The 22,500-nt window shown below is 42.4% G+C and carries 18 protein-coding genes (1 of these 18 only partly in view); all 18 read left to right on the plus strand.

Features of this window, described 5'->3' with window-relative positions; all coding sequences use genetic code 11:
- Positions 1-420 precede the first annotated feature (420 nt).
- Positions 421-1,779, plus strand: a complete 1,359-nt coding sequence (gene dnaA, locus RIL182_RS00005; protein ID WP_015521386.1) for a chromosomal replication initiator protein DnaA — start codon at positions 421-423, stop codon at positions 1,777-1,779.
- 337 nt (positions 1,780-2,116) lie between these two features.
- Positions 2,117-3,229 carry a DNA polymerase III subunit beta gene (gene dnaN, locus RIL182_RS00010; protein ID WP_022113196.1) on the plus strand — a complete coding sequence of 371 codons (1,113 nt, stop codon included), beginning with the start codon at positions 2,117-2,119 and terminating at the stop codon, positions 3,227-3,229.
- Between the two features lie 63 nt (positions 3,230-3,292).
- Positions 3,293-3,508: an RNA-binding S4 domain-containing protein gene (locus RIL182_RS00015; RefSeq protein WP_044999175.1), complete on the plus strand. Its 216-nt coding sequence runs from the start codon at positions 3,293-3,295 to the stop codon at positions 3,506-3,508.
- Positions 3,505-4,611: a DNA replication/repair protein RecF gene (recF, locus tag RIL182_RS00020; RefSeq protein WP_006857738.1), complete on the plus strand. Its 1,107-nt coding sequence runs from the start codon at positions 3,505-3,507 to the stop codon at positions 4,609-4,611. The genes RIL182_RS00015 and recF overlap by 4 nt, the downstream gene beginning before the upstream one ends.
- A 4-nt stretch (positions 4,612-4,615) precedes the next feature.
- A complete protein-coding gene (gyrB, locus tag RIL182_RS00025; RefSeq protein WP_006857737.1) occupies positions 4,616-6,553 on the plus strand; it encodes a DNA topoisomerase (ATP-hydrolyzing) subunit B in 1,938 nt (645 codons plus the stop codon).
- Positions 6,554-6,642: 89 nt separating this feature from the next.
- The gene (gene gyrA / locus RIL182_RS00030; RefSeq protein ID WP_006857736.1) at positions 6,643-9,267 is read left to right on the plus strand and encodes a DNA gyrase subunit A; all 2,625 of its coding nucleotides are present in this window, start codon (positions 6,643-6,645) and stop codon (positions 9,265-9,267) included.
- A gap of 33 nt (positions 9,268-9,300) precedes the next feature.
- Complete coding sequence (locus RIL182_RS00035; RefSeq protein WP_006857735.1) at positions 9,301-10,392, plus strand: hypothetical protein; 1,092 nt, start codon at positions 9,301-9,303, stop codon at positions 10,390-10,392.
- A gap of 231 nt (positions 10,393-10,623) precedes the next feature.
- Entirely contained in the window at positions 10,624-11,352 is a 729-nt protein-coding gene (locus RIL182_RS00040; RefSeq protein ID WP_006857734.1) for a hypothetical protein, read from the plus strand.
- Positions 11,349-12,962: an ATP-binding cassette domain-containing protein gene (locus tag RIL182_RS00045; RefSeq protein WP_006857733.1), complete on the plus strand. Its 1,614-nt coding sequence runs from the start codon at positions 11,349-11,351 to the stop codon at positions 12,960-12,962. Before RIL182_RS00040 ends, RIL182_RS00045 begins: the two co-directional genes overlap by 4 nt.
- Before the next feature lie 135 nt (positions 12,963-13,097).
- Positions 13,098-13,541, plus strand: a complete 444-nt coding sequence (locus tag RIL182_RS00050) for a LytTR family DNA-binding domain-containing protein (RefSeq protein WP_006857732.1) — start codon at positions 13,098-13,100, stop codon at positions 13,539-13,541.
- Between the two features lie 54 nt (positions 13,542-13,595).
- Positions 13,596-14,054: a DUF3021 domain-containing protein gene (locus RIL182_RS00055; protein ID WP_015561059.1), complete on the plus strand. Its 459-nt coding sequence runs from the start codon at positions 13,596-13,598 to the stop codon at positions 14,052-14,054.
- A 142-nt stretch (positions 14,055-14,196) separates the two neighbouring features.
- Positions 14,197-17,064: a beta-glucosidase gene (locus RIL182_RS00060; RefSeq protein WP_006857731.1), complete on the plus strand. Its 2,868-nt coding sequence runs from the start codon at positions 14,197-14,199 to the stop codon at positions 17,062-17,064.
- Positions 17,065-17,319: 255 nt separating this feature from the next.
- Complete coding sequence (locus RIL182_RS00065) at positions 17,320-18,186, plus strand: Rossmann-like and DUF2520 domain-containing protein (protein ID WP_006857730.1); 867 nt, start codon at positions 17,320-17,322, stop codon at positions 18,184-18,186.
- 77 nt (positions 18,187-18,263) lie between these two features.
- Positions 18,264-19,091 carry a 3-methyl-2-oxobutanoate hydroxymethyltransferase gene (panB, locus tag RIL182_RS00075; RefSeq protein WP_044999173.1) on the plus strand — a complete coding sequence of 276 codons (828 nt, stop codon included), beginning with the start codon at positions 18,264-18,266 and terminating at the stop codon, positions 19,089-19,091.
- Between the two features lie 13 nt (positions 19,092-19,104).
- Entirely contained in the window at positions 19,105-19,950 is an 846-nt protein-coding gene (gene panC / locus RIL182_RS00080; RefSeq protein ID WP_006857729.1) for a pantoate--beta-alanine ligase, read from the plus strand.
- Between the two features lie 13 nt (positions 19,951-19,963).
- Positions 19,964-20,356, plus strand: coding sequence for an aspartate 1-decarboxylase (gene panD / locus RIL182_RS00085; protein ID WP_022111768.1), 393 nt, complete (start codon positions 19,964-19,966; stop codon positions 20,354-20,356).
- 221 nt (positions 20,357-20,577) lie between these two features.
- The gene (locus tag RIL182_RS00090; RefSeq protein WP_242655585.1) at positions 20,578-21,669 is read left to right on the plus strand and encodes a putative ABC transporter permease; all 1,092 of its coding nucleotides are present in this window, start codon (positions 20,578-20,580) and stop codon (positions 21,667-21,669) included.
- 45 nt (positions 21,670-21,714) lie between these two features.
- Positions 21,715-22,500, plus strand: partial view of a fumarate hydratase gene (locus RIL182_RS00095; RefSeq protein WP_006857727.1) — the 5' portion only. 60 nt of this gene lie beyond the right edge of the window; only the first 786 of its 846 coding nucleotides appear in the window; it begins with the start codon at positions 21,715-21,717; the stop codon falls past the right edge of the window.

A 22,500-nucleotide genomic window follows, 5' to 3' on the forward strand; every position in this document is an offset into this window, starting at 1 on the left:
CCACAGTTATCCCCCGAAAATGTTAAAAAATGTGGGTTGAAGAATGCCGATTTTTAGCGGTTTCGCAAAGTTATCCCCAATTTGTGGATAACTTGTGGATATTTTATGGATAATCCACGGATAATCTGTTTATAAACAGGATAATCCCTTATATTTAGCGGTCTATAACTTTTTTCGACTTATTCACACATATTTTTTCCCTTCATGCAAATTTTTATTATTCAGGCTCTCTATTTTGCCCAAATTTGGGTTTTTTTGCATTCACCCTAACTTAAAATACCCTGTACAAACTTTTCATTGATAAAAGCAAAAAAATAGTGTAGGATAGAACTATGTAGGATTTTTTATCAGGAGCGTACAAATTTGGGCGTAAGCTCATATTTGTTATGCGCAAAATACAGCGCAAAAATGAGGATTAAAATGGATAAAATTTTAGAAAAATGGGACGAGATTCTCTCAACCGTCAAACATGAGCATGATATCAGTGATATTTCTTTTGATACCTGGATTCGCCCGCTCGAAGTTTACGGCGTCGAGGGCAGCACTTTATATATACTGGTTCCATCGGAACAGATGACCCTAAGCTATATTTCAAAAAAATATTATCTTCCTTTAAAGGTAACGATTGCAGAACTTACGGGGACAGAATACGAAATCAAGTTCATCCTGCCGGAACAGACAAAAAATATCCGCACCGGCAATAGCGGCGTACCGAAAAAAAATGCACTTTCCGAAAAGGCGGACAGATCAAATCTGAATCCGAACTATACATTCGACACGTTCGTCGTCGGCAGCAATAACCGTTTTGCACAGTCGGCGTCACTTGCCGTTGCTGAATCTCCGGGTGAAGCATACAATCCTCTCTATATTTATGGAGGACCGGGACTTGGGAAAACTCACCTTATGCATTCCATCGGTCATTTTATATTAGAGAGAAACCCGAACGCAAAAGTACTTTATGTTACATCCGAAGAATTTACCAACGAAGTAATCGAGTCAATTCGAAGTGGTAATGCTTCCGCTATGAACAAACTTCGTGAAAAGTATCGTACGATTGATGTATTAATGGTCGATGACGTTCAGTTTATCATCGGTAAGGAAAGTACACAGGAAGAATTTTTCCATACATTTAATGCACTCCACTCTGCCGGCAAGCAGATTATTTTAACATCCGATAAACCGCCAAAAGACATGGAAACCTTAGAAGACCGGATTCGTTCACGTTTCGAATGGGGTCTTATTGCTGATATCGGAACTCCAGACTACGAAACACGAATGGCTATCCTGCGAAGAAAAGTTGAAGCTGACGACATGAAACTCAGCGATGAGATTCTTAATTATATTGCAACTAACATTAAATCCAACATTCGTGAACTTGAAGGAGCTTTAAACAAACTTCTGGCATATTCCAATCTTGAAAAAACAGATATCACAATGGAAATTGCCATGAAAGAACTTCAGAATATTATTACACCGGACAAGCCAAGAGAGATCACGCCACAGCTTGTAATTGAAGTTGTCACCGAACATTTCAATATTTCGCTGGATCAGATGATCTCAAAAAACAGAAGTAACGAAATTGCCAGACCAAGACAGATTGCAATGTACCTCTGTAAGAATATGACAGATATACCGCTTGACTCGATCGGACAGTTACTTGGGGGAAGAGACCATTCCACCATTATTCATGGTATCAAAAAAATTGCCGATGAATACGAATCAAACGAAAATACACGCAATTTAATAGAAACTATCAAGAAAAAAATCAATCCTAACTAAAGTTATCAAGGTTTTTCGAAGTTATACACAAAAAATTGTTGATATCTTGTTAAATTAACGTGAATTCCGTATGGACAAGTCTCATTTTCATGTTTAAAACCTGTTTAAGACATTTATGAGCCTCATCCTCAATTCACATCATTTCAAGATAATTTCCGCATGGTTTTCACAGGGTTATACCACCTCAAATTTTTTTTAACCCCTTGAAAATTAAGGCTTTCTACGGTTATCAACTTATGAACAGCCTCTAAGACGACTACGGCGGATTTCTATTTATTTTTTTATGAACACGTTTTGGCGAGCCACTACGTTTCATCAGGAAGGAGTTATCTACAACATGAAATTAATTTGTTCTAAATCTAATCTGTTACATGGTGTTAATATTGTTTCAAAAGCAGTTCCTACCAGAACTACCATGGCGATCTTAGAATGTATTCTGATCGATGCTTCTGCAAACGAAATTAAACTTACTGCAAATGATATGGAACTTGGGATCGAAACAAAGATCGAAGGCGAGATTGCAGAACGTGGTGTAATCGCACTGGATGCAAAAATCTTTTCCGAGATTGTCCGTAAACTTCCAGACAGTGATGTTACGATCGAAACTGATGCATCCTTTAAAACAACTATTACATGTGAAAAAGCAAAATTTAACATTGTCGGTAAATCCGGTGATGATTTTTCCTATATTCCGTACATTGAACGTAACGAACCAATCGTTATGTCCCAGTTCACCTTAAAAGAAGTCATTCGCCAGACTATTTTCTCCATCGCTGACAATGACAACAACAAATTAATGACAGGTGAGTTGTTCGAGATCGAAGAAAACGATCTTAAGGTTGTCTCCCTCGACGGACACCGTATTTCGATTCGCAACATTGAATTAAAAAATAATTATTCTCACAAAAAAGTTGTCGTTCCCGGAAAAACACTTCAGGAAGTCAGCAAAATCCTTCCGGGTAGTGCAGAAGATGAAGTATCTATTTTCCTGACAGACAATCACATCGTTTTTGAGTTTGAAAATACGACAGTCGTTTCCCGTCTGATCGAAGGTGAATACTTCAAGATTGAACAGATGTTATCTTCTGATTACGAAACAAAAGTAAAAATAAACAAACGTGAGCTGTTAGACTGTATTGACCGTGCAACACTTCTTGTCAAAGAAGGTGATAAGAAACCGATCATCATGAACATCACAGATGGAACGATGGAATTAAAAATCAATTCCTTTATTGGTTCCATGAATGAAGATATCGATATTGCCAAAGAAGGAAAAGATATTTTAATTGGCTTTAATCCAAAGTTTTTCATTGATGCGCTGCGAGTAATCGATGAAGAAGAAGTAACACTTTACATGGTCAATCCGAAAGCACCATGTTTTATCAAGGATGATGAAGGTACATTTATTTATCTGATTCTTCCGGTTAACTTTAATGCAGCTGCAAACTAATTATTTTTATAGAATTTGAAATCTATGATTGATATTGCCCAAAGGGCGATAGAAAGGAATTCCATGATAGAGATTCAGATTAGAGAAACAGATGAATTTATAAAACTTGGACAGGCTTTGAAAAAAGCCGGACTTGTGGAATCCGGTGTTGATGCAAAATTTGTCATCCAGGATGGTCTGGTAAAAGTCAATGGTGAAACAGAACTTCAGCGTGGAAAAAAAATCCATGATGGTGATGTGATTTCCTATAACGGGGAAACGGTGAAAGTCTCAAAATGATCATTCAGTCCATTGAATTGAACAATTTCCGCAACTATGAAAATCTCCATATTTCATTTGATGAGGGAACCAATATTTTATTTGGCGATAATGCACAGGGAAAGACCAATATCCTGGAAGCTGCTTACTTAAGTGGAACTACAAAGTCCCACAAGGGAAGCAAAGACAAAGAGATGATCCGTTTTGGAACAAACGAAGCGCATCTTCGTACCATGGTTTTAAAAAACGGCAAACAATACCAGATCGACATGCATTTAAAACATAACCGTTCTAAGGGAATTGCCGTAAATAAGATACCGATGAAAAAAGCAAGTGAGCTTTTTGGAATTTTAAACATTGTATTTTTTTCGCCGGAAGATTTGAATATTATCAAAAACGGACCGTCCGAACGCAGACATTTTCTGGATGCAGAGTTATGTCAGCTAGATAAAATTTATTTATCTGACCTGTCAAATTACAATAAAATCTTAAATCAGCGCAATAAACTGTTGAAAGATATGGTTTACCGGCCTGAATTATCGGATACACTCCCGGTATGGGATATGCAGCTGGCTGATACCGGGAAAAAAATTATCAGACGGAGAGAAAAGTTTGTAAAAGAACTGAATGAGCTTGTTCATGAGATACACTATCGGATATCCGGCGGGAGAGAAGAACTTTTTCTTTCGTATGAGCCAAGTGTTTCTGCGGATCTGTTGGAACAGGAGTTAGAACGGGTGAAACTGCGAGACCTGAAACAGTGCCAGACATCCGTAGGGCCACACCGTGATGATCTGCTTTTTTCCATTGCAGGTGTTGATATCCGTAAATTTGGTTCACAGGGGCAGCAGAGAACCTCTGCACTCTCTTTGAAGTTATCCGAGATAGAGCTGGTGAGAAAATCAATTCATGATACTCCGGTACTTTTACTGGATGATGTTTTATCAGAGTTGGACAGCAATCGTCAGAATTATTTGTTAAACAGTATATGTGATACCCAGACAATTATTACCTGTACCGGTTTGGATGAATTTATCCGTAACAGGTTCGAAATCAATAAGGTTTTTGAGGTAATAAGTGGTCAGGTATTTGAAAAAGGTCAAGTTATAGAAAGGCAAGGTTAGCAGAATGGCAACAGAAAAAATTGAAAATCCAAATGAATACGGAGCTGACCAGATCCAGATTCTGGAAGGACTTGAAGCAGTTCGTAAAAGACCAGGTATGTATATCGGCAGTACATCGGCGAGAGGACTCCATCATTTGGTCTATGAGATTGTAGATAATGCCGTGGATGAGGCACTTGCCGGATATTGCAAAAACATAGAGGTTACCATCAACCCGGACAATTCCATTACAGTTGAAGATGACGGGCGTGGTATTCCGGTTGGAATGAATCATAAAGCTGGAAAATCAGCACTTGAGGTTGTATATACGGTTCTTCATGCAGGCGGAAAATTCGGCGGTGGAGGATATAAAGTATCCGGTGGCCTGCACGGAGTAGGTGCGTCAGTTGTAAATGCGCTTTCCACCAAACTTTGTGTTGAAGTATACAAAGAGGGACAGGTTTATTTCCAAAGTTACCATATCGGAAAACCGGACGAACCGGTCAAAGTAATCGGAACCTGTGATTCGGAAAAACACGGCACGAAGGTTACGTTCCATCCGGATCCTGAGATTTTCGAGGAGACCGTTTATGATTACGACACTTTAAAACAGCGTCTTCGTGAAACAGCATTTTTAACAAAAGGACTTCGCATTGTACTTACGGATACCAGAGAAGAATCGCATCATTGTCATGAGTTCCATTATGCCGGTGGTATCAAGGAATTTGTCACTTACTTAAACCGCAGCAAAGAGGCATTGTACCCGGATGTCATTTACTGTGAGGGAACCAGGGATGGTGTGTATGTCGAAGTTGCCATGCAGCACAATGATTCCTACAACGATGCGACCTACAGTTTTGTAAATAACATCATTACGCCGGAAGGTGGTACGCACCTCGCCGGATTCCGTAATGCGCTGACGAAAACATTTAATACTTACGCGAGAGCAAATAAGATTTTAAAAGATTCGGAACCAGCACTGACCGGTGACGATATCCGAGAGGGACTGACTGCGATCATCAGTATCAAGATTGAGGAGCCGCAGTTTGAGGGACAGACAAAACAGAAACTCGGAAACAGCGAGGCGCGTGGAGCAGTGGATTCCGTGGTAAGTGAGCAGCTCACATATTTCTTAGAGCAGAATCCTGCAGTTGCAAAGAGTATCTGTGAAAAATCTCTGCTTGCGCAGCGTGCGAGAGAGGCAGCGAGAAAAGCGCGTGACCTGACCAGAAGAAAAACAGCCTTGGAAGGTACTTCCTTACCTGGAAAACTTGCAGACTGTTCGGACAAAGATCCGAAAAACTGTGAGATCTTTATCGTCGAGGGAGATTCCGCGGGTGGTTCTGCAAAGACAGCAAGAAGCCGTGCAACACAGGCAATTCTTCCTTTGCGTGGTAAAATCCTGAACGTGGAAAAAGCGAGACTGGATAAAATTTACGGCAATGCCGAGATCAAAGCAATGATCACTGCATTTGGTACCGGAATTCATGAAGACTTTGATATTTCCAAGCTGCGTTATGACAAGATCATTATTATGACGGATGCCGATGTCGATGGTGCTCATATTGCGACACTGATGCTGACATTTTTATACCGTTTTATGCCGGAACTCATCAAGCAGGGGCATGTATATCTTGCAACTCCGCCGCTTTACAAGATTGAGAAAAATAAAAATATCTGGTATGCGTACGATGACGCTGAATTAAACAATATCCTGATTGAGATCGGACGTGATGGCAATAACAAAATCCAGCGTTACAAAGGACTTGGAGAGATGGATGCCGAGCAGCTCTGGGAGACGACTATGGATCCGGAAAAACGTATTTTAAAACGTGTCATGATCGATGAGGAAAATTCTTCGGAGATTGATGTGACATTTACGACTTTGATGGGTGACAAGGTAGAACCGAGACGTGAGTTTATCGAGGAAAATGCAAAGTATGTACAGAATCTGGATATTTAACAGATAGGTGCAGCCGGATTTTTAGAAGATGTGATCCGTTTGCAGAAGTTCGGATGACAGAGACGAGTTAGAAATGGAGAAGAAATCAGATGGATGATAAAATTTTTGATCAGATTCATGACGTCGATTTGAAAAAAACGATGGAAACATCCTATATCGATTATGCCATGAGTGTTATCGCGCAGCGTGCGCTCCCTGATGTAAGGGATGGTTTAAAACCGGTACAGCGCCGTGTGCTTTACTCAATGATAGAGCTGAACAATGGTCCGGATAAGCCGCATCGTAAATGTGCGCGTATCGTCGGTGATACGATGGGTAAATACCATCCGCACGGAGACAGTTCTATTTATGGAGCTCTTGTAAATATGGCACAGGAGTGGTCGACCAGATATCCGTTAGTTGACGGTCATGGAAACTTTGGTTCCGTGGACGGTGACGGCGCGGCTGCCATGCGATATACGGAGGCACGTCTCAGTAAAATTTCCATGGAAATGCTTGCCGATATTGGAAAAGACACCGTTGATTTCGTTCCAAACTTTGATGAGACGGAGAAAGAACCTACCGTTCTGCCATCCCGTTATCCGAACCTTTTAGTAAACGGAACTACCGGTATTGCCGTTGGTATGGCAACAAATATTCCGCCGCACAACCTGCGCGAAGTCATCAATGCCGTAGTAAAGATCATTGACAACAAAGTCGAGGAGGACCGCGATACCGATATCGAAGAATTACTCTCTATCGTCAAGGGACCGGACTTCCCTACCGGAGGCATGATTCTTGGAACAGCCGGGATTAATGAGGCTTACCGTACCGGACGTGGAAAAGTCCGTGTGCGTGCAATTACAGATATAGAACCAATGCAAAACGGCAAAAACCGTATCGTGGTAACCGAACTTCCGTACATGGTTAATAAAGCGAGACTGATCGAGAAGATCGCCGAGTTAGTCCGCGATAAAAAAGTGGATGGAATCACAGATCTGCGTGACGAGTCCGACCGTCAGGGTATGCGTATCTGTATCGAACTCCGCCGTGACGTCAATCCGAATGTCGTATTGAATTTACTTTACAAACATACACAGCTTCAGGATACTTTTGGCGTGATCATGTTAGCACTGGTAAATAACGAGCCGAAAGTTTTAAACCTCTACGACATGTTAAAGTATTACCTGATCCATCAGGAAGAGGTCGTTACCAGAAGAACCAAATACGAATTAAACAAAGCGGAAGAACGCGCCCACATTTTAGAGGGCTTGCTGATCGCACTTGACAATATCGATGAAGTCATCAGCATCATAAGGAGCAGCCAGAATACGCAGGAAGCAAAATCACGTTTGATGGAGCGTTTCTCCTTAAGCGATGCACAGTCACAGGCAATTGTAGATATGCGTCTGCGTGCACTGACAGGTCTGGAACGCGAAAAACTTGAGGCAGAGTATGCAGAGCTGATGGACCGCATTGCAGAATTGCGTGCTATTTTGGCAGATAAGAAAAAACTGCTCGGCGTGATCCGTACGGAGATTCTGCTGATTGCTGATAAATACGGCGACGACAGAAGAACATCCATTGGCTTTGACGAGTACGACATTTCCATGGAGGATCTGATTCCAGTAACAAACACTGTCATTACCATGACAAAATTAGGTTACATCAAGCGCATGAGCCTTGACAATTTCCGCGCACAGAACCGTGGCGGTAAGGGAATCAAGGGAATGGAGACGATCGATGACGATTACATCGAAGAACTTTTGATGACGACATCCCATCACTACATGATGTTCTTCACAAACACCGGACGTGTATACCGTATCAAGGCTTACGAGATCCCGGAGGCAAGCCGTACCGCGAGGGGAACTGCAATCGTAAACCTGCTCCAGCTCCAGCCGGGCGAGAAAATTACGGCAGTTATCCCGATCCGTGAATACACGGAAGGACATTTCCTGTTCATGGCGACAAAGAAAGGCATTGTGAAGAAAACACCGATTACCGACTATGCAAATGTCAGAAAGACAGGACTTGCTGCGATCAGTTTAAGGGAAGATGATGAGCTGATCGAGGTAAAAAAGACAGATAACAATCAGGATGTTTTCTTAGTGACGAAATATGGTCAGTGTATCCGGTTTAAAGAGACAGATGTAAGAAAAACAGGCCGTACTTCCATGGGAGTCATCGGTATGAATCTTACGGATGGGGATGAAGTTATCGGTATGCAGATGCAGTCCCAGGGGGATGCACTCATGATCGTTTCAGAAAAAGGTCTTGGAAAATGTACACTGATCTCCGAATTTACCACGCAGAACCGTGGCGGTAAGGGTGTAAAATGTTACAAGATCACCGAAAAGACTGGAAATATTGTCGGCGTGAAAGCGGTAAACCAGGACAATGAACTGATGCTGATCACCACCGAAGGAATTATTATCCGTATCAAAGTCAGTGATACAACGTTGCTCGGAAGAATTACTTCCGGTGTCAAACTCATCAACTTAGATGAGAATGTCACTGTGGCAAGTATCGCAAAAGTGCGTGAGGATAAGAGTCTGATCGACAATGCAGACACATCCGAACTGCTCAGTGAGGAGGAAGAAAAGGAAAGTGCAGCCATCGCTGCGGAAAATGCAAAAAAGGCATCTGTAGAAAATACAGAGACAGACGACGAGCTGATGAAAGAACTGTTAGAGCGCGCAGAGGCTGATGGTTCCGAGGATGAGGAAGAATAGATAACCGTATAGTGAAGAAAGGGCAGAAGCTGAATGGAAAAAACAGTGTATGAACTAATGCATGGCGAAAAGATAGTAGTAGACATTGGGACGAACGGAGTATGCACAGTTTTGGACAGGGCGTTTCTGCCCTTTTCAATTTATCTGGAGGATACAGCAGAAAATGATGATCTCGATATCCGCATGGATAACCTCACAAATTTTTATTACTGGTGTGCAACCCGTGTTCTGACACTTGACCGTGTCTATGCAAAGGAAATTTTAAACAGTATCGGGGCACTGCAGGCGCAGACCGACCGTGACCGTGCCAAAATAGCGCTGTCCTATCACTGTCTGTCACTGACTGATATTTTCTGGGTCAGGGAAAAAGGGGAGAATATCACATTTTCACAGATCAATCTTTTTGAAAATCATCTGGATAATGCACTTGTAGATATTTCCCTGCGCGGAAAACAGATGACCGTAGAGAACAGTTACCTGATCGCTGACGATCTCTCAACCAACGGTGTGTTTCCCAAAGCGTGGATCAGGGAGAAAAATTCGTTTGCACTTTTAAAAGATGGAAACATCAGGGCTGTGGAAAATGAAATCCTGTCAAGTAAGATCTGCCGCTGTTTTGACTGCAGACAGGTGCTCTATGAGGAAAGTATGTTTGACGGACAGAAAGTTTCAAAAAGCAGAATCATTACGTCGGTGGATTACAGCATGGTATCAATGGAGGCATTTGAGATCTATGCAGCAAATCATGACATTCACGTTATGGATTTCGTGTTAAAGCTGGATGCATATTCCTACTACATGATGAACCTGCTCGATTACCTGATTGGCAACACGGACCGCCACTGGGGAAACTGGGGATTTCTGGTGGACAACCGCACAAACCAGCCGGTACGCCTGTTTGACCTGATGGATCTCAACCAGACTTTTTTGGCATATGATACGCCAGATGGTGCAAACTGCATGACTACCGGAAACCGGAAAATGTCACAGCGTGAGGCTGCGGTGGAAGCAGTAAAAAATATCGGACTGAATCAGAAGGATGAGATCAAAGACGAGTGGTTCAAAGGCAGGGAAAAAGAGAGGGAGATGTTCTGGTGCAGATTTGGAATATTAAAGGAACAATGAAAAGCGTAAAAATCTGAAGTTGCAAAGAGCGTGGGTTATGGAACAATTTTAAGTGAACAAGATTACGAATTGTGGAAAATGAGGGAGCAGATTGAAAAATTTGTGGAAAACCATAAGGTAAAAACTGTTATGTGAGACTTTAGAAAAAATGGAAAAACAAAAAACTTTGTTGTATGATGAAATGAAGCAAAACAATTAAAATGGGGTAATGTAGAAAGGTGGTACAAGCATATGAACTTGACAGCAATTCAAAGCAAAGTCACAAGAGGAAATTATGTCAATGTAAAAAAATCTGTAATTTTATCTGCCGAAAAGGAACAGCCGGCGGAAAATAAAGTGACAGGGCAGCAGTCTGAAGTTACGCGTCCGGTACATACGATTGTTTCCGATTCATCCGCTGCAAATCCGGTCCGGGATAAACTGCAGTCTGAGAGTGAGCAGATTCAGGATGATGGAGTAAAAGATTTATTTCAGCAGATGGTAAATTCCTATAAAAATTTAAATCTGCATCTGGTTGAATCTGAGGAAGAATGCAAAGAGACCGAAGCAGCAAAAGACGGCGATCAGAATAAAAACAATATCATCAATGTAGATACAAAAGTCATTTTGTCTATGAAACAAAGCCAGGAATATGCAGAACGGGTTGATTATATTTTGCAGAATGCGAATGAAGTGACAAGCGGATTTATCGAAGATTGTATACAGCATGCAAAAGAACTTTCAAACGATGAGACAATCTGTACGGTAGGAAAAATTGAGACAAAGCTCATAGATGATGGTGGCAAACCGGCACTGGTCACATCCGTGCATTTTGAATATACATCGAAACATTCGGATGAAGTGAGGGAACACAGATGGGACGGAAATGTGGAAAACCTGAAAAAAGAATATATACAGAAAATAGCGGAAAAATTTGAGGACAGAATGGAAGAATTGTTAAGAGACAGGGAGGAAATATGAAAACCGGAAGAAGCAGAAAATATTATCTGATGGAAGCAGTTTTGATTCTGTTTAACATCTTGATCAATCTGATCATTTTTGCAGTTCCGCTCGCGGTAAATCAGATCATCAATGGAAAACTTGCACTGACGGATCGTGTGATAGCATTTATCATAGGGTTTATGCTGCTTGAGATTTGTATCCAGTTTGTCTATCTATTGATCGAGCTGCACATGCAAAAAGAGTACAAGAAAAATTTGTCGAAGGAAATTTACCAGAAAATCTATTCCATGAAATACGCATCAATCATAAAGTACGGTGCAACGTACCTGACGGAGCGGGCAGACTCGACGGTGCTCACATTGGCGAATCTGTATATTATGTCGGTCCCGATACTGACTGCAAAATCACTGGTTATTTTGTTGATTCTGTTATACTCCCTGACCATCAATATTTTTATTTTTCTGGTGATGCTGTTTATCTTGATACTCAATGTGGCTGGATTTTATATCCTGAATAAAAATTTACTGAAAAAATCAGCCGAGATGCAGCGGATTATTCCAAAGGAGCGAAAAGACATTTATCAGATCGCCAATCAGGTAGATTTTATCAAGCAGAATGAAGACAATACAAATCTGAATGACATACTTGAAAAACATTTAGAAATTATCGAACAGGAAAATAAAAGGGTAAATGTTTATGCGCGTGGGATGAGTGAAGTCATCGATTTTTTTAACATGTTCGCCCAAAACATTATTTTGATCGTGGTATTTTATATGTATCTGCAGGGGAATACAAAATTAAACAGCATTTTTACAATTTCGATTCTCATGTCGTATCTTTTACCTGCCATCTCAAATATTGTGAAGGTAAACCTGAATTTAAGAGAGGTAAAGGCAAGCCGGGAATTTTTACAGCTTGTGGAGGATGAGCAGGAACAGAGTGGAGATATAAAGATAGATCATATTGATGATGTCGCGGTCGATATGGAAAAACTTCAGACGATGGACGGGATCTTACTGGCAAAAGATATTCATATCCAGGCAAAAAAGGGAGATATCATTGGAATCGTGGGGGAGTCCGGTTGTGGAAAAACGACACTGATGAAAAGTATTTTAAAATTCTGGGATCAGAATACCGGAATTAAGATCAATGGAATCCCGCTGGAGAATATTGAAAACCATTCCCTTCGGAAACAAATGTCATTTTATTCGCAGAATGTGCCAATCATAACAGGTTCATTTTATGATAACTTAAACTTTGGGCGCAGGAAAATGGAACCGGAGGTATACCAGAACATTCGTTTTTTAGATAAATTTACAAAAGAACGTGATATCTTTACACCTTTTATTCTGGAAAATGGCAACAATCTGTCCGGCGGTGATAAACAAAGAATCGCACTGGCTAGAATGTATACCGAGGAGGCAGAGGTTCTGATTTTAGACGAACCGACAAGTTCACTGGATGAAACGACCGAAAAGGATATTTTAGATGGGATCAGCCACTGCCCGGATAAGATTATCTTTCTGATCACACATCGAAAAGAGAATTTGAGGTACTGTAATAAAATTTACCAGATCCGTGACAAAAGAATGGTAAGCGTGAAAAACGTTGATGAGTTATCAAAATAAGTCAGAACAAAAAAACAGGGTGGCAGCACCCTGTTTTTTTACCATCCACCGCCTAAAACCGACCACCTGCCGCAAATCAGTAGAAACCGTTCCAGACATTGCCTATAATGACATCAGAAAGGAGGAAGTGAGAAAATGCAAATAGAAATAAAACTCGACGAATCCTGCAAAGAACCCAAGATCATCATCCATACAGACAAGATGACCGAAGAAGTATCGCAGATCGTAAAGTTGCTGTCGGAGGAAAAACCGGAAGTCTTTGCGGCGATTCACGAGAATGGCGAAATCATTTTGTTAGAACAGACGGAAATAATACGGATCTATGCAGAAAATGACAGGGTATATGCAAAGACAAAAGACGGCAGCTACCGGTTAAAGGCAAGACTGTATGAGTTAGAGGAGAGACTTAACAAAAAAATGTTTATCCGCATCTCCAATTCGGAGATCATTAACCTGAAAGAAGTAAAAAAATTTGACTTAAGTTTTTCCGGGACGATCTGTGTTTCGATGTCAGACAAAACAGCAACGTATGTTTCAAGGCGTTACGTCAGAAAAATCAAACAGGTATTGGGATTATAGAAATGGTGGTGTGTGTGAAAAATATATTTTTCATACACAGGAATGGAGGTTATCATGAAAAAAAGAATTTTATGCAGAGCGCTTATAGGTGCGCCGATCGGTCTGGCAATCAGTACTGCAATCACAATTTTTTCTTCACTCATATACGGTGACGGAAATTATTATCCGGTTGTCCCGGCATTGGTGGAGCAGTGTGGAAATGAAATTAATGCGGTCGTGGCGCAGATGATCGCATCTTTACTGTATGGTGCGGTCTGGGCGGGCGCGTCCGTGATATGGGAGATGGATGACTGGAGCCTGCTGCGGCAGACAGTGACTCATCTGCTGGCAGGTTCGATTGCAACATTTCCGGTTGCATATCTGATGTATTGGATGAAACATAGCATTGCAGGGGTCGTTGTGTATTTTGCGATATTTATCGGAATCTATGTTGGAATCTGGATCACATTATACAGCAGGGCAAAGAGAGAGGTCACAAAGCTGAATGAAAAAGTAAGTTTACAAAACCGGTAAGAGATCTGTTTTTTATTGCAAAACACCGCTCCATTTGCAGGTATTTTTCTAAAAAAAGAAATGATACATTGAAGAAAATGAGAAACTTGCAGGAGGGGGACTGCTGTATGGAACACAGGTTCTTACAGCAGCAAGGCAGAAAATGGAGAAAAATATAAAATTTGAACAGAACACACCGCTGTGGGATAACAGTCTTTCGATAGAAGAACGTCTTGACTATCTGACAGGGGCAATGACGCTTGAAGAAAAAATACACTGTCTGACAACCGGATGCCCTGACATTCCGAGGCTTGGAATCCGGGCAACTTATATGGGCGGTGAGGCTGCACACGGGATTGAGGCGAGACATGACCAGGCATTTAATAAAGGGGAGCCGGAGCCGACCACAGCTTTCACTCAGCCGATCGGTATGAGTGCGAGTTTTGACAGGGAGCTGATCAGAGAATGTGGTCGCGCTGTCGGCGAGGAAGCCAGGGCTTTGTATACAAGAAATGGTGGAGGCGGGCTCTGCCGCTGGGCGCCAACGATTGATATGGAGCGCGATCCGAGATGGGGAAGGACGGAAGAGTCATACGGCGAAGATCCGTATCTGACCGGAGAGATGGCGGGCGCATATATCCGCGGTATGAGGGGCGAGGATCCTTTTTATATCCGTTGCGGGGCAACGCTGAAACATTTTTACGCAAACAATGTGGAGAAAGACCGCATTAAGATTTCATCTTCCGTAGACAGGAGAAATAAAAACGAATATTATTTAAAACCGTTCAAAAAGGCGATCATGGAGGGCGGCGCGGAGGCAGTCATGACCTCCTACAATGAGATCAACGGGATTCCGGCGATCGTCAATGACGAGGTGCGCCATGTCCTAAAAGGCACATATGGACTGCCCGGGCATGTTGTTTGTGACGGAGGCGATTTTTCACAGACGGTGAACGACCATCATTTTTATCAGACGCACGGGGAAACACTGGCAAATGGATTAAAGGCTGGTGTTGACTGTTTCACGGATGATGGAGAGATTGTTTATGCTGCGGCAAGGGAGGCATTAGATAACGGCTGGATCACGGAAAAAGATATTGATGAATCGGTGCGCAATTCGTTCCGGACAAGGATAAGGCTTGGCATGTTTGATAAAGAGGGCGACTGCCCGTATCAGAACATGGGCGAAGAATATATCAACAATGAGGAACACAAACAACTTGCGCGTAAAATGGCGGATGAGGCGGTTGTCCTTTTGAAAAATGAAAATGAAATTCTTCCGTTTGATGAAAATACAGTAAAAAATGTAGCAGTAGTAGGTCCACTCTCTGATGTGTGGTACAAGGACTGGTATTGTGGCATCCCTCCTTATGAGGTTACTGTCTTAGATGGAATCAGAGAAGCATTTCCAAATGCAAAGATCAGTCATGAAACCGGTTTGTCTGAAATCCGTATCCGCCTGGCGGATCAAACCAGTGATAAATGCTATGTGGGACTGGATGAGAATACCCGGTTAAAACTGGTAATAAAAGAGCAGGCAGAAACATTTATTTTGAATGACTGGGGCTGTGGCAGCATGACCCTGGTGGCAAAAAGCAACGGCAGATTTGTCACTTTAGAGGAGGATACAGATATCATCAAGGCAGACAAAAAAGAGGCGTTTGGCTGGTTTGTCCGTGAGTTGTGGAATTTGAAGTGGGAAAAAAGCAGTTTTACACTGGAAAGCTGGAATAAGAAGCAGGTAATTGTGGATAAAGATGGTCATTTTTCCATCTGCGTGGATAATCCGCCGGCAAGATTTGAGATAGAGATCGTAAAAGACGGGAAAACTGCTGCGGAGAAAACAGCAAAAGAAGCTGATCATGTGATAGCAGTCATTGGCTGCAATCCGGTCATCAACAGCAAAGAGGAAGTTGACCGCACCACGATTGTACTTCCGACGGAGCAGGAAGAACTGGTAAAACGGGTGGCAGCAGTGAATCCGAACACCATTGTGGCTTTGATCAGCAACTATCCGTATGCCATCGGTGAATTGGAGAAAAATGTTCCGGCGATCCTGCTGTCTGCATCGGGCAGTCAGGAACTTGGACACGGAATCGCAGATGTGCTGACCGGAAAAGCAGCAGCTGCGGGACGATTAAATATGACATGGTACCGTTCGGATGAAGATCTGCCGGATATGAACGACTATGATATCATTCAGGGAAAACGCACTTACCAGTATTTTGACAGAGAAGTGCTCTATCCGTTTGGATATGGTCTGACTTATGCAGCATTTTCCTACGAAAAAATGCAGATCAAAAAAGAACGCGGCTGTATCAAAGTGAGCTGTTTTATCAAAAATACTGGGGAAAGAAGTGCTGATGAAATAGTACAGCTTTATGTGCATAAAAAGGGTTCCCGTGTGCAGCGTCCGATCCGGCAGCTTGTTGGGTTTGAGCGCATTCATGATATTCAGCCCAAAGAAACCAGAAAGGTCACATTTATGGTACAGTTGTGGGAGTTAGAATACTATGATGTGATCTCAGAGCGCATGATCTTAGAAGACGGAACATATCAATTTATGGCAGGCGCGTCATCACAGGATATCCGCTTAGAACAGAGTATTGAAATTGATGGAACGCATGCCGGAAAAAGAAATCCGTTCCAGGCAACTGCTGCCGACTGTTATGATGCATATGACCACATGTTTTTACATCGGGGAATCAACGGTTCATCCTGTGTGATCCCTGGCTGTGCCGGAGATGACCCGGATGAGATGAAAGAACAGCCGGTGAGTGGAAAGTTAATTTATCATGATTTTGTATTCAGCAAAAAGCCGCTCAGGCTGAACATCACGTTAAAAGTATTAGAACCGGTCAAGGTGACTGTGACAGGGAAAAATGTCGCAACGGTCACTGCAGAGCCGGTGGACTGTTACCGGATGTTAGAGATGGATCTGCCGGAAAATTTTATTGAAACCGGAAAACCGGAAACCATTCAGATCCAGGTGGAGGGAAAATGTAAGATATCCAAATTTGTGTTTGCCTAATAAAAAATTCACAATTGAACCGTGCGCAGTGAAGTGTTATAGTATGTTCTGGATGATATTCCGTATACAGGAAATCATACCAGAACATATTTTTTATCAGAAAAAGAGAATAAAACCAGGAAAACCGCTTGTATCCGTCAGTCGACGGAATGAGACAGTCGCATGCTGCTTCACAAAACGGGGAGTGAAATCCGGTTCACATTTTGCTCCGCCAGACAAAGGGGGAAAATCCCCTGTCCGTCAGAGGAGGATTGCATGCAGATCAGTTTTATTGGCGCCGGGAAGGTCGGCGTGTCACTTGGAAAATATTTTATCAGTAAGGGCAGGAAAGTAGGAGGTTATTATAGTCTGAGCCCAAAGTCTGCCGCATGGGCGGCAAATTTTACAAACACAAAGCAATATCAAAGTATCGAAGAAATCATTAGCAGCAGCGACATGATCTTTTTTACCGTGCCCGATGATAAAATCGGGGAAGTATGGGAGGTGGCAAAACCGTATGCCCACGGTAAAATCATTGCACACTGCAGCGGGATTCACAGTTCAAACATCTTTTCTGATATAGATCGTACTGGTAGTATGGCCTATTCTATTCATCCACTCTGTGCCGTCAGTGACAGGGAAACATCCTGGCAGGCACTTGGTGACGTACTGTTCACCATTGAGGGGGATGAGCGAAATATCTCCAATATCCAGAACATGTTTGCGCAGATGGGAAACCGGACGTGTTTTATTTCTGCGGAAAACAAAATCAAATATCATGCAGCGGCATCTCTGGCATCGAACCACATGACAGCGGTATTTTTTATGGCGCAAAAACTATTCTTAGAGTGTGGTTTTTCAATGCAGCAGGCAAACGAGGAATTGTACCGGCTTGCAAAAGGCAATCTGGAAAATATCCACGCACAGGGATGTATTAATTCCCTGACCGGACCTGTGGAGCGCGGGGACAAAAATACCGTACAGAAACATATGGATGCATTAGATGCTGACATGAAAAATGCCTATCTGGAAAATGCAAAGCAGCTTTTAGAAATCGCAGAGCAGAAAAATCCGGACAGAGATTATGCGGCAATGAGAGAAATTCTCATGCCGACAGAGATTGGAGAACAGTGTGAAAAATAAGTTTTTTCACACGCAAGATTTGTGCTTACGCACAAACTTGACATGCGCAGAAAACAGCGCAGGATTGGAGAATGACAATGAAAAACACAGTAGTAACTTTGCAGAAGCAAAAAGACGAGCACGACAAAATTACAATGGTGACGGCTTACGATTACACGACCGCGAAGATCATGGATGAATCCGGCGTGAATACGATCTTAGTCGGGGATTCACTTGGCATGGTCATGCTTGGCTATGAGGATACGTTATCCGTGACCATGGAAGATATGATCCATCACACGGCAGCAGTGACCAGAGGTGCAAAAAATGCATTTGTTGTTGCAGATATGCCGTTTATGTCCTATCAGACTTCCGTCTATGATGCAGTGGTAAACGCTGGGCATCTGATGAAAGAGGGCAGGGCAAACGCAGTCAAATTAGAGGGCGGCGTGGAATTTGCCCCACATATCAAGGCAATCGCACAGGCATCAATCCCGGTTGTTGCACATCTTGGACTGACGCCGCAGTCGGTCAATGCGTTTGGCGGATTTAAAGTGCAGGGAAAAGACATTGAGGCGGCACAGAAGCTGATCGAGGATGCAAAAGCAGTCGAGGAGGCAGGCGCATGCATGGTCGTATTAGAATGTGTACCGGCAAAACTGGCAAAGAAAATCACGGAAATGCTGAAAGTTCCGACCATCGGTATCGGTGCAGGCGCAGACTGTGACGGACAGGTGCTTGTTTATCAGGATCTGCTTGCCATGTACGGGGATTTTCGTCCAAAATTCGTAAAAGTATTTGCAAATGTCGGGGATGCAATGCGTGAGGGAATGGCGGCATACATCAAAGAAACCAAAGAGGGAACCTTCCCTTCTGCAGAGCATTGTTTTAAAATAGACGATTCCGTGATCGAAAAATTATATTAGGAGGAACATACACATGAAAATCGTATCAACCATAAATGAAGTGAGAGAACAGGTAAAAGAATGGAAAAAAGAAGGGAATACGATCGGGTTTGTTCCGACCATGGGATATTTGCATGAAGGTCATGCGAGCCTTATCGATGCAGCACGTAAAAATAACGGCAAAGTAGTGGTCAGTATTTTTGTCAATCCGATCCAGTTCGGGCCAAACGAAGATTTAGACAGCTATCCGAGAGATTTAGAGCACGATGCAAAACTCTGTGAGGAACACGGCGTGGATCTGATCTTCCATCCGACACCAGAAGAAATGTATGGGGATAACTTCTACACCTTTGTGGATATGGATGTGCTCACAAAAGAACTCTGTGGATTAAGCAGGCCGGTTCACTTCCGCGGCGTTTGTACGGTCGTATCCAAACTGTTTAACATTGTGACTCCGGACAATGCATACTTCGGACAGAAGGATGCACAGCAGTTAGCAATCATCAAACGCATGGTAAAAGACTTAAATATGCCACTTTCCATCCACGGCTGCCCGATCATCCGTGAGGAGGATGGACTTGCAAAGAGCTCAAGAAATACATATCTTTCCCCGGAGGAGAGAAAAGCAGCACTCGTGCTGAGCCGCTCTGTTTTCCTTGGTGAAAAAATGGTGAAAGAGGGAGAACGCGACTGTAAAAAAGTCATCGCTGCAATGACTGAAGAAATCGAGAAAGAGCCGCTTGCGAAGATTGATTATGTCAAAATCGTAGACTTATCCACAATGCAGCAGATCGATACCATAGAGCACGGTATACTTGCAGCAATGGCAGTATACATCGGAAAAACCAGACTGATTGACAACTTTATGATCGAGGACTAGAAAAGAGGAAAAAATGACTATTTCAATGTTAAAAGGAAAAATCCACCGCGCGACCGTAACGCAGGCGGAGCTTGACTATGTGGGAAGCATTACCGTAGACATCCAGCTTTTAGAGGATGCCGGCATTTTTGAGTATGAGAAAGTGCAGATCGTGGATGTGAATAACGGTGCACGTTTTGAGACTTATACGATCGCAGGAGAGCGCGGCAGTGGAGTCATCTGTTTAAATGGTGCGGCAGCCCGCATGGTACAGACCAACGACAAAGTGATCATCATGGCATATGCAGATGTGACGCCGGAGGAAGCAAAACAGCAGAAACCGGTCGTTGTGTTTGTGGATGAAAACAACCACACCACGGAGATCACAAACTATGAACGTCACGGGGAGATATCGGCGATCCGTTAAAAAAATTTACTGTTTGAACAAATATGAAGGCTGTATTTAAAAAGGTTAAAGATACCTGAAATTCCAGAAACAGATGACCGGGAGCAAACGGTAACTGTTGAATCATAAAAAGCAATCAGTTATAATTATTTATAATTGATTGCTTTTTTAATCATGGAAACATATTTTTGTAGAACAGAATTTATTTTTGCAAAAAGATTTTTAATTACATGGAGGAAAATATGCCGCAGAACTGTTATGAACTCGTATGGATATTTATCATTTATGCCTTTATCGGCTGGTGTACGGAGGTTTCTTACGCTGCATTAGACCGTGGAATTTTCGTAAACCGTGGATTTTTAAACGGGCCGTACTGTCCGATCTATGGTTGTGGTGTTGTGATTGTCGTTGCGGTGCTCACTCCATTGAAAGACAATCTGCTGATATTGTTTATCGGGTCTTTTTTGCTGACCTCCATTCTGGAATATATTACTGGATATTTACTGGAAAAAGTATTTCATAACCAGTGGTGGGATTATTCTGACAAACCGTTTAATATTCACGGTTATGTCTGTCTGAAATTTTCGATTTACTGGGGACTGGCATGTACTTTCATCATGGATGTGCTGCACCCGATCATTTATAAAGGAATCACACTGATGCCGCATATTGTCGGAATGATTTTAATTTGCATTATCATGACCGTATTTTTTGTGGACTGTGGCATTACCGTAGCAACGATCCTGAAATTCAATAAACGGCTCAAAATTATGGATGAGATGGCAGAACGTATCCATAAACTTTCCGATGAGATCGGAGAAAACATTTATGAAAACGTGACGGACATCGTGGAAAAATCAGAAGAGTTCCAGGAAACACATGCCGAACTGTTAGATAAATTAGCGGAGACAACCGGAGCTGCGAAGGATAAGATTGCCGAAACAACCGGAACTGCTAAAAATAAAATTACCGGCACAACAGAAACAGCCAGAGAAAAAATCGCCGAGACGACCGGAACTGCAAAAGAGAAGATCACAGATACCGCTGCAAATGCAAAACTTGCAATTTCAGAAAATATCATGGAAGCAAAGAGCAGTTTCGAGGCAAAGAAAAATGCCTGGACTGAAAAATCGGAAGAGTGGAAGAAAAACCGCGAAAAACAAAAAGCGGAGCTTTCCGAACTCTCTGAGAAATACGAACATCTTTTTGAAGAAAAAAACTTTGGCTTTCAGCGTTTGATGAAAGCATTCCCGGATATGAAGTCAAGAGAAAATGATAAGACTTTGACGGAATTTAAAAAACACTTTCGTTTAGACAAGCCGGAACAAAAATAAAACAGATGCGCAGCGGGCAGCAGTGGACGCAGAAATGGAGAAAACATGATCAGAACAGTCGATACAAAAATAATTACAGAAAATGTCAAAGAGATGTGCATTGAAGCAAACCATTATCTTTCCAAAGATATGGATATTGCAATGAAAAATGCGGTTACAACGGAAAAATCCGAACTTGGCAGGAAAATATTAAATCAGCTTCAGGATAACTTAAAGATTGCGGATGAAGAGATGATACCGATCTGTCAGGATACCGGAATGGCAGTTATCTTTTTGGAAGTGGGGCAGGATGTTCATTTTGAGGGAGAGGCGATTGAGGATGCCATCAACGAGGGCGTGCGTCAGGGTTACACGGAAGGCTATTTGCGGAAATCCGTTGTGAAAGATCCTCTGATCCGTGAAAATACGAAGGACAATACCCCGGCGGTTATCCATTATTCCATCGTTCCGGGGGATAAAGTAAAGATTACCATTGCACCAAAAGGATTTGGAAGTGAGAACATGAGCCGTGTCTTCATGCTAAAACCGGCGGATGGTATCGAGGGAGTAAAAGATGCTGTATTGACAGCCGTAAAAGATGCGGGGCCGAATGCATGTCCGCCTATGGTTGTGGGAGTCGGGATCGGTGGAACATTTGAAAAATGTGCAATCCTTGCCAAAAAGGCGCTGACACGACCGGTCGGGGAACATTCCGATATTCCTTATGTCAAAGACATGGAAGAAGAACTGTTAGGAAAAATCAACCGGCTTGGTATTGGACCGGGAGGATTTGGCGGTACGACAACAGCACTTGCCGTCAATATCAATACCTATCCGACCCATATCGCGGGA

The sequence above is a fragment of the Roseburia intestinalis L1-82 genome, from assembly GCF_900537995.1.
Classification (GTDB): Bacteria; Bacillota; Clostridia; order Lachnospirales; family Lachnospiraceae; genus Roseburia; species Roseburia intestinalis.

What these genes read in the sequence shown, in the direction of transcription:
- dnaA (WP_015521386.1), top strand. Translation starts at nt 421, where the DNA reads ATGGATAAAATTTTAGAAAAATGGGACGAGATTCTCTCAACCGTCAAA.
- dnaN (WP_022113196.1), top strand. Translation starts at nt 2,117, where the DNA reads ATGAAATTAATTTGTTCTAAATCTAATCTGTTACATGGTGTTAATATT.
- RIL182_RS00015 (WP_044999175.1), top strand. Translation starts at nt 3,293, where the DNA reads ATGATAGAGATTCAGATTAGAGAAACAGATGAATTTATAAAACTTGGA.
- recF (WP_006857738.1), top strand. Translation starts at nt 3,505, where the DNA reads ATGATCATTCAGTCCATTGAATTGAACAATTTCCGCAACTATGAAAAT.
- gyrB (WP_006857737.1), top strand. Translation starts at nt 4,616, where the DNA reads ATGGCAACAGAAAAAATTGAAAATCCAAATGAATACGGAGCTGACCAG.
- gyrA (WP_006857736.1), top strand. Translation starts at nt 6,643, where the DNA reads ATGGATGATAAAATTTTTGATCAGATTCATGACGTCGATTTGAAAAAA.
- RIL182_RS00035 (WP_006857735.1), top strand. Translation starts at nt 9,301, where the DNA reads ATGGAAAAAACAGTGTATGAACTAATGCATGGCGAAAAGATAGTAGTA.
- RIL182_RS00040 (WP_006857734.1), top strand. Translation starts at nt 10,624, where the DNA reads ATGAACTTGACAGCAATTCAAAGCAAAGTCACAAGAGGAAATTATGTC.
- RIL182_RS00045 (WP_006857733.1), top strand. Translation starts at nt 11,349, where the DNA reads ATGAAAACCGGAAGAAGCAGAAAATATTATCTGATGGAAGCAGTTTTG.
- RIL182_RS00050 (WP_006857732.1), top strand. Translation starts at nt 13,098, where the DNA reads ATGCAAATAGAAATAAAACTCGACGAATCCTGCAAAGAACCCAAGATC.
- RIL182_RS00055 (WP_015561059.1), top strand. Translation starts at nt 13,596, where the DNA reads ATGAAAAAAAGAATTTTATGCAGAGCGCTTATAGGTGCGCCGATCGGT.
- RIL182_RS00060 (WP_006857731.1), top strand. Translation starts at nt 14,197, where the DNA reads ATGGAGAAAAATATAAAATTTGAACAGAACACACCGCTGTGGGATAAC.
- RIL182_RS00065 (WP_006857730.1), top strand. Translation starts at nt 17,320, where the DNA reads ATGCAGATCAGTTTTATTGGCGCCGGGAAGGTCGGCGTGTCACTTGGA.
- panB (WP_044999173.1), top strand. Translation starts at nt 18,264, where the DNA reads ATGAAAAACACAGTAGTAACTTTGCAGAAGCAAAAAGACGAGCACGAC.
- panC (WP_006857729.1), top strand. Translation starts at nt 19,105, where the DNA reads ATGAAAATCGTATCAACCATAAATGAAGTGAGAGAACAGGTAAAAGAA.
- panD (WP_022111768.1), top strand. Translation starts at nt 19,964, where the DNA reads ATGACTATTTCAATGTTAAAAGGAAAAATCCACCGCGCGACCGTAACG.
- RIL182_RS00090 (WP_242655585.1), top strand. Translation starts at nt 20,578, where the DNA reads ATGCCGCAGAACTGTTATGAACTCGTATGGATATTTATCATTTATGCC.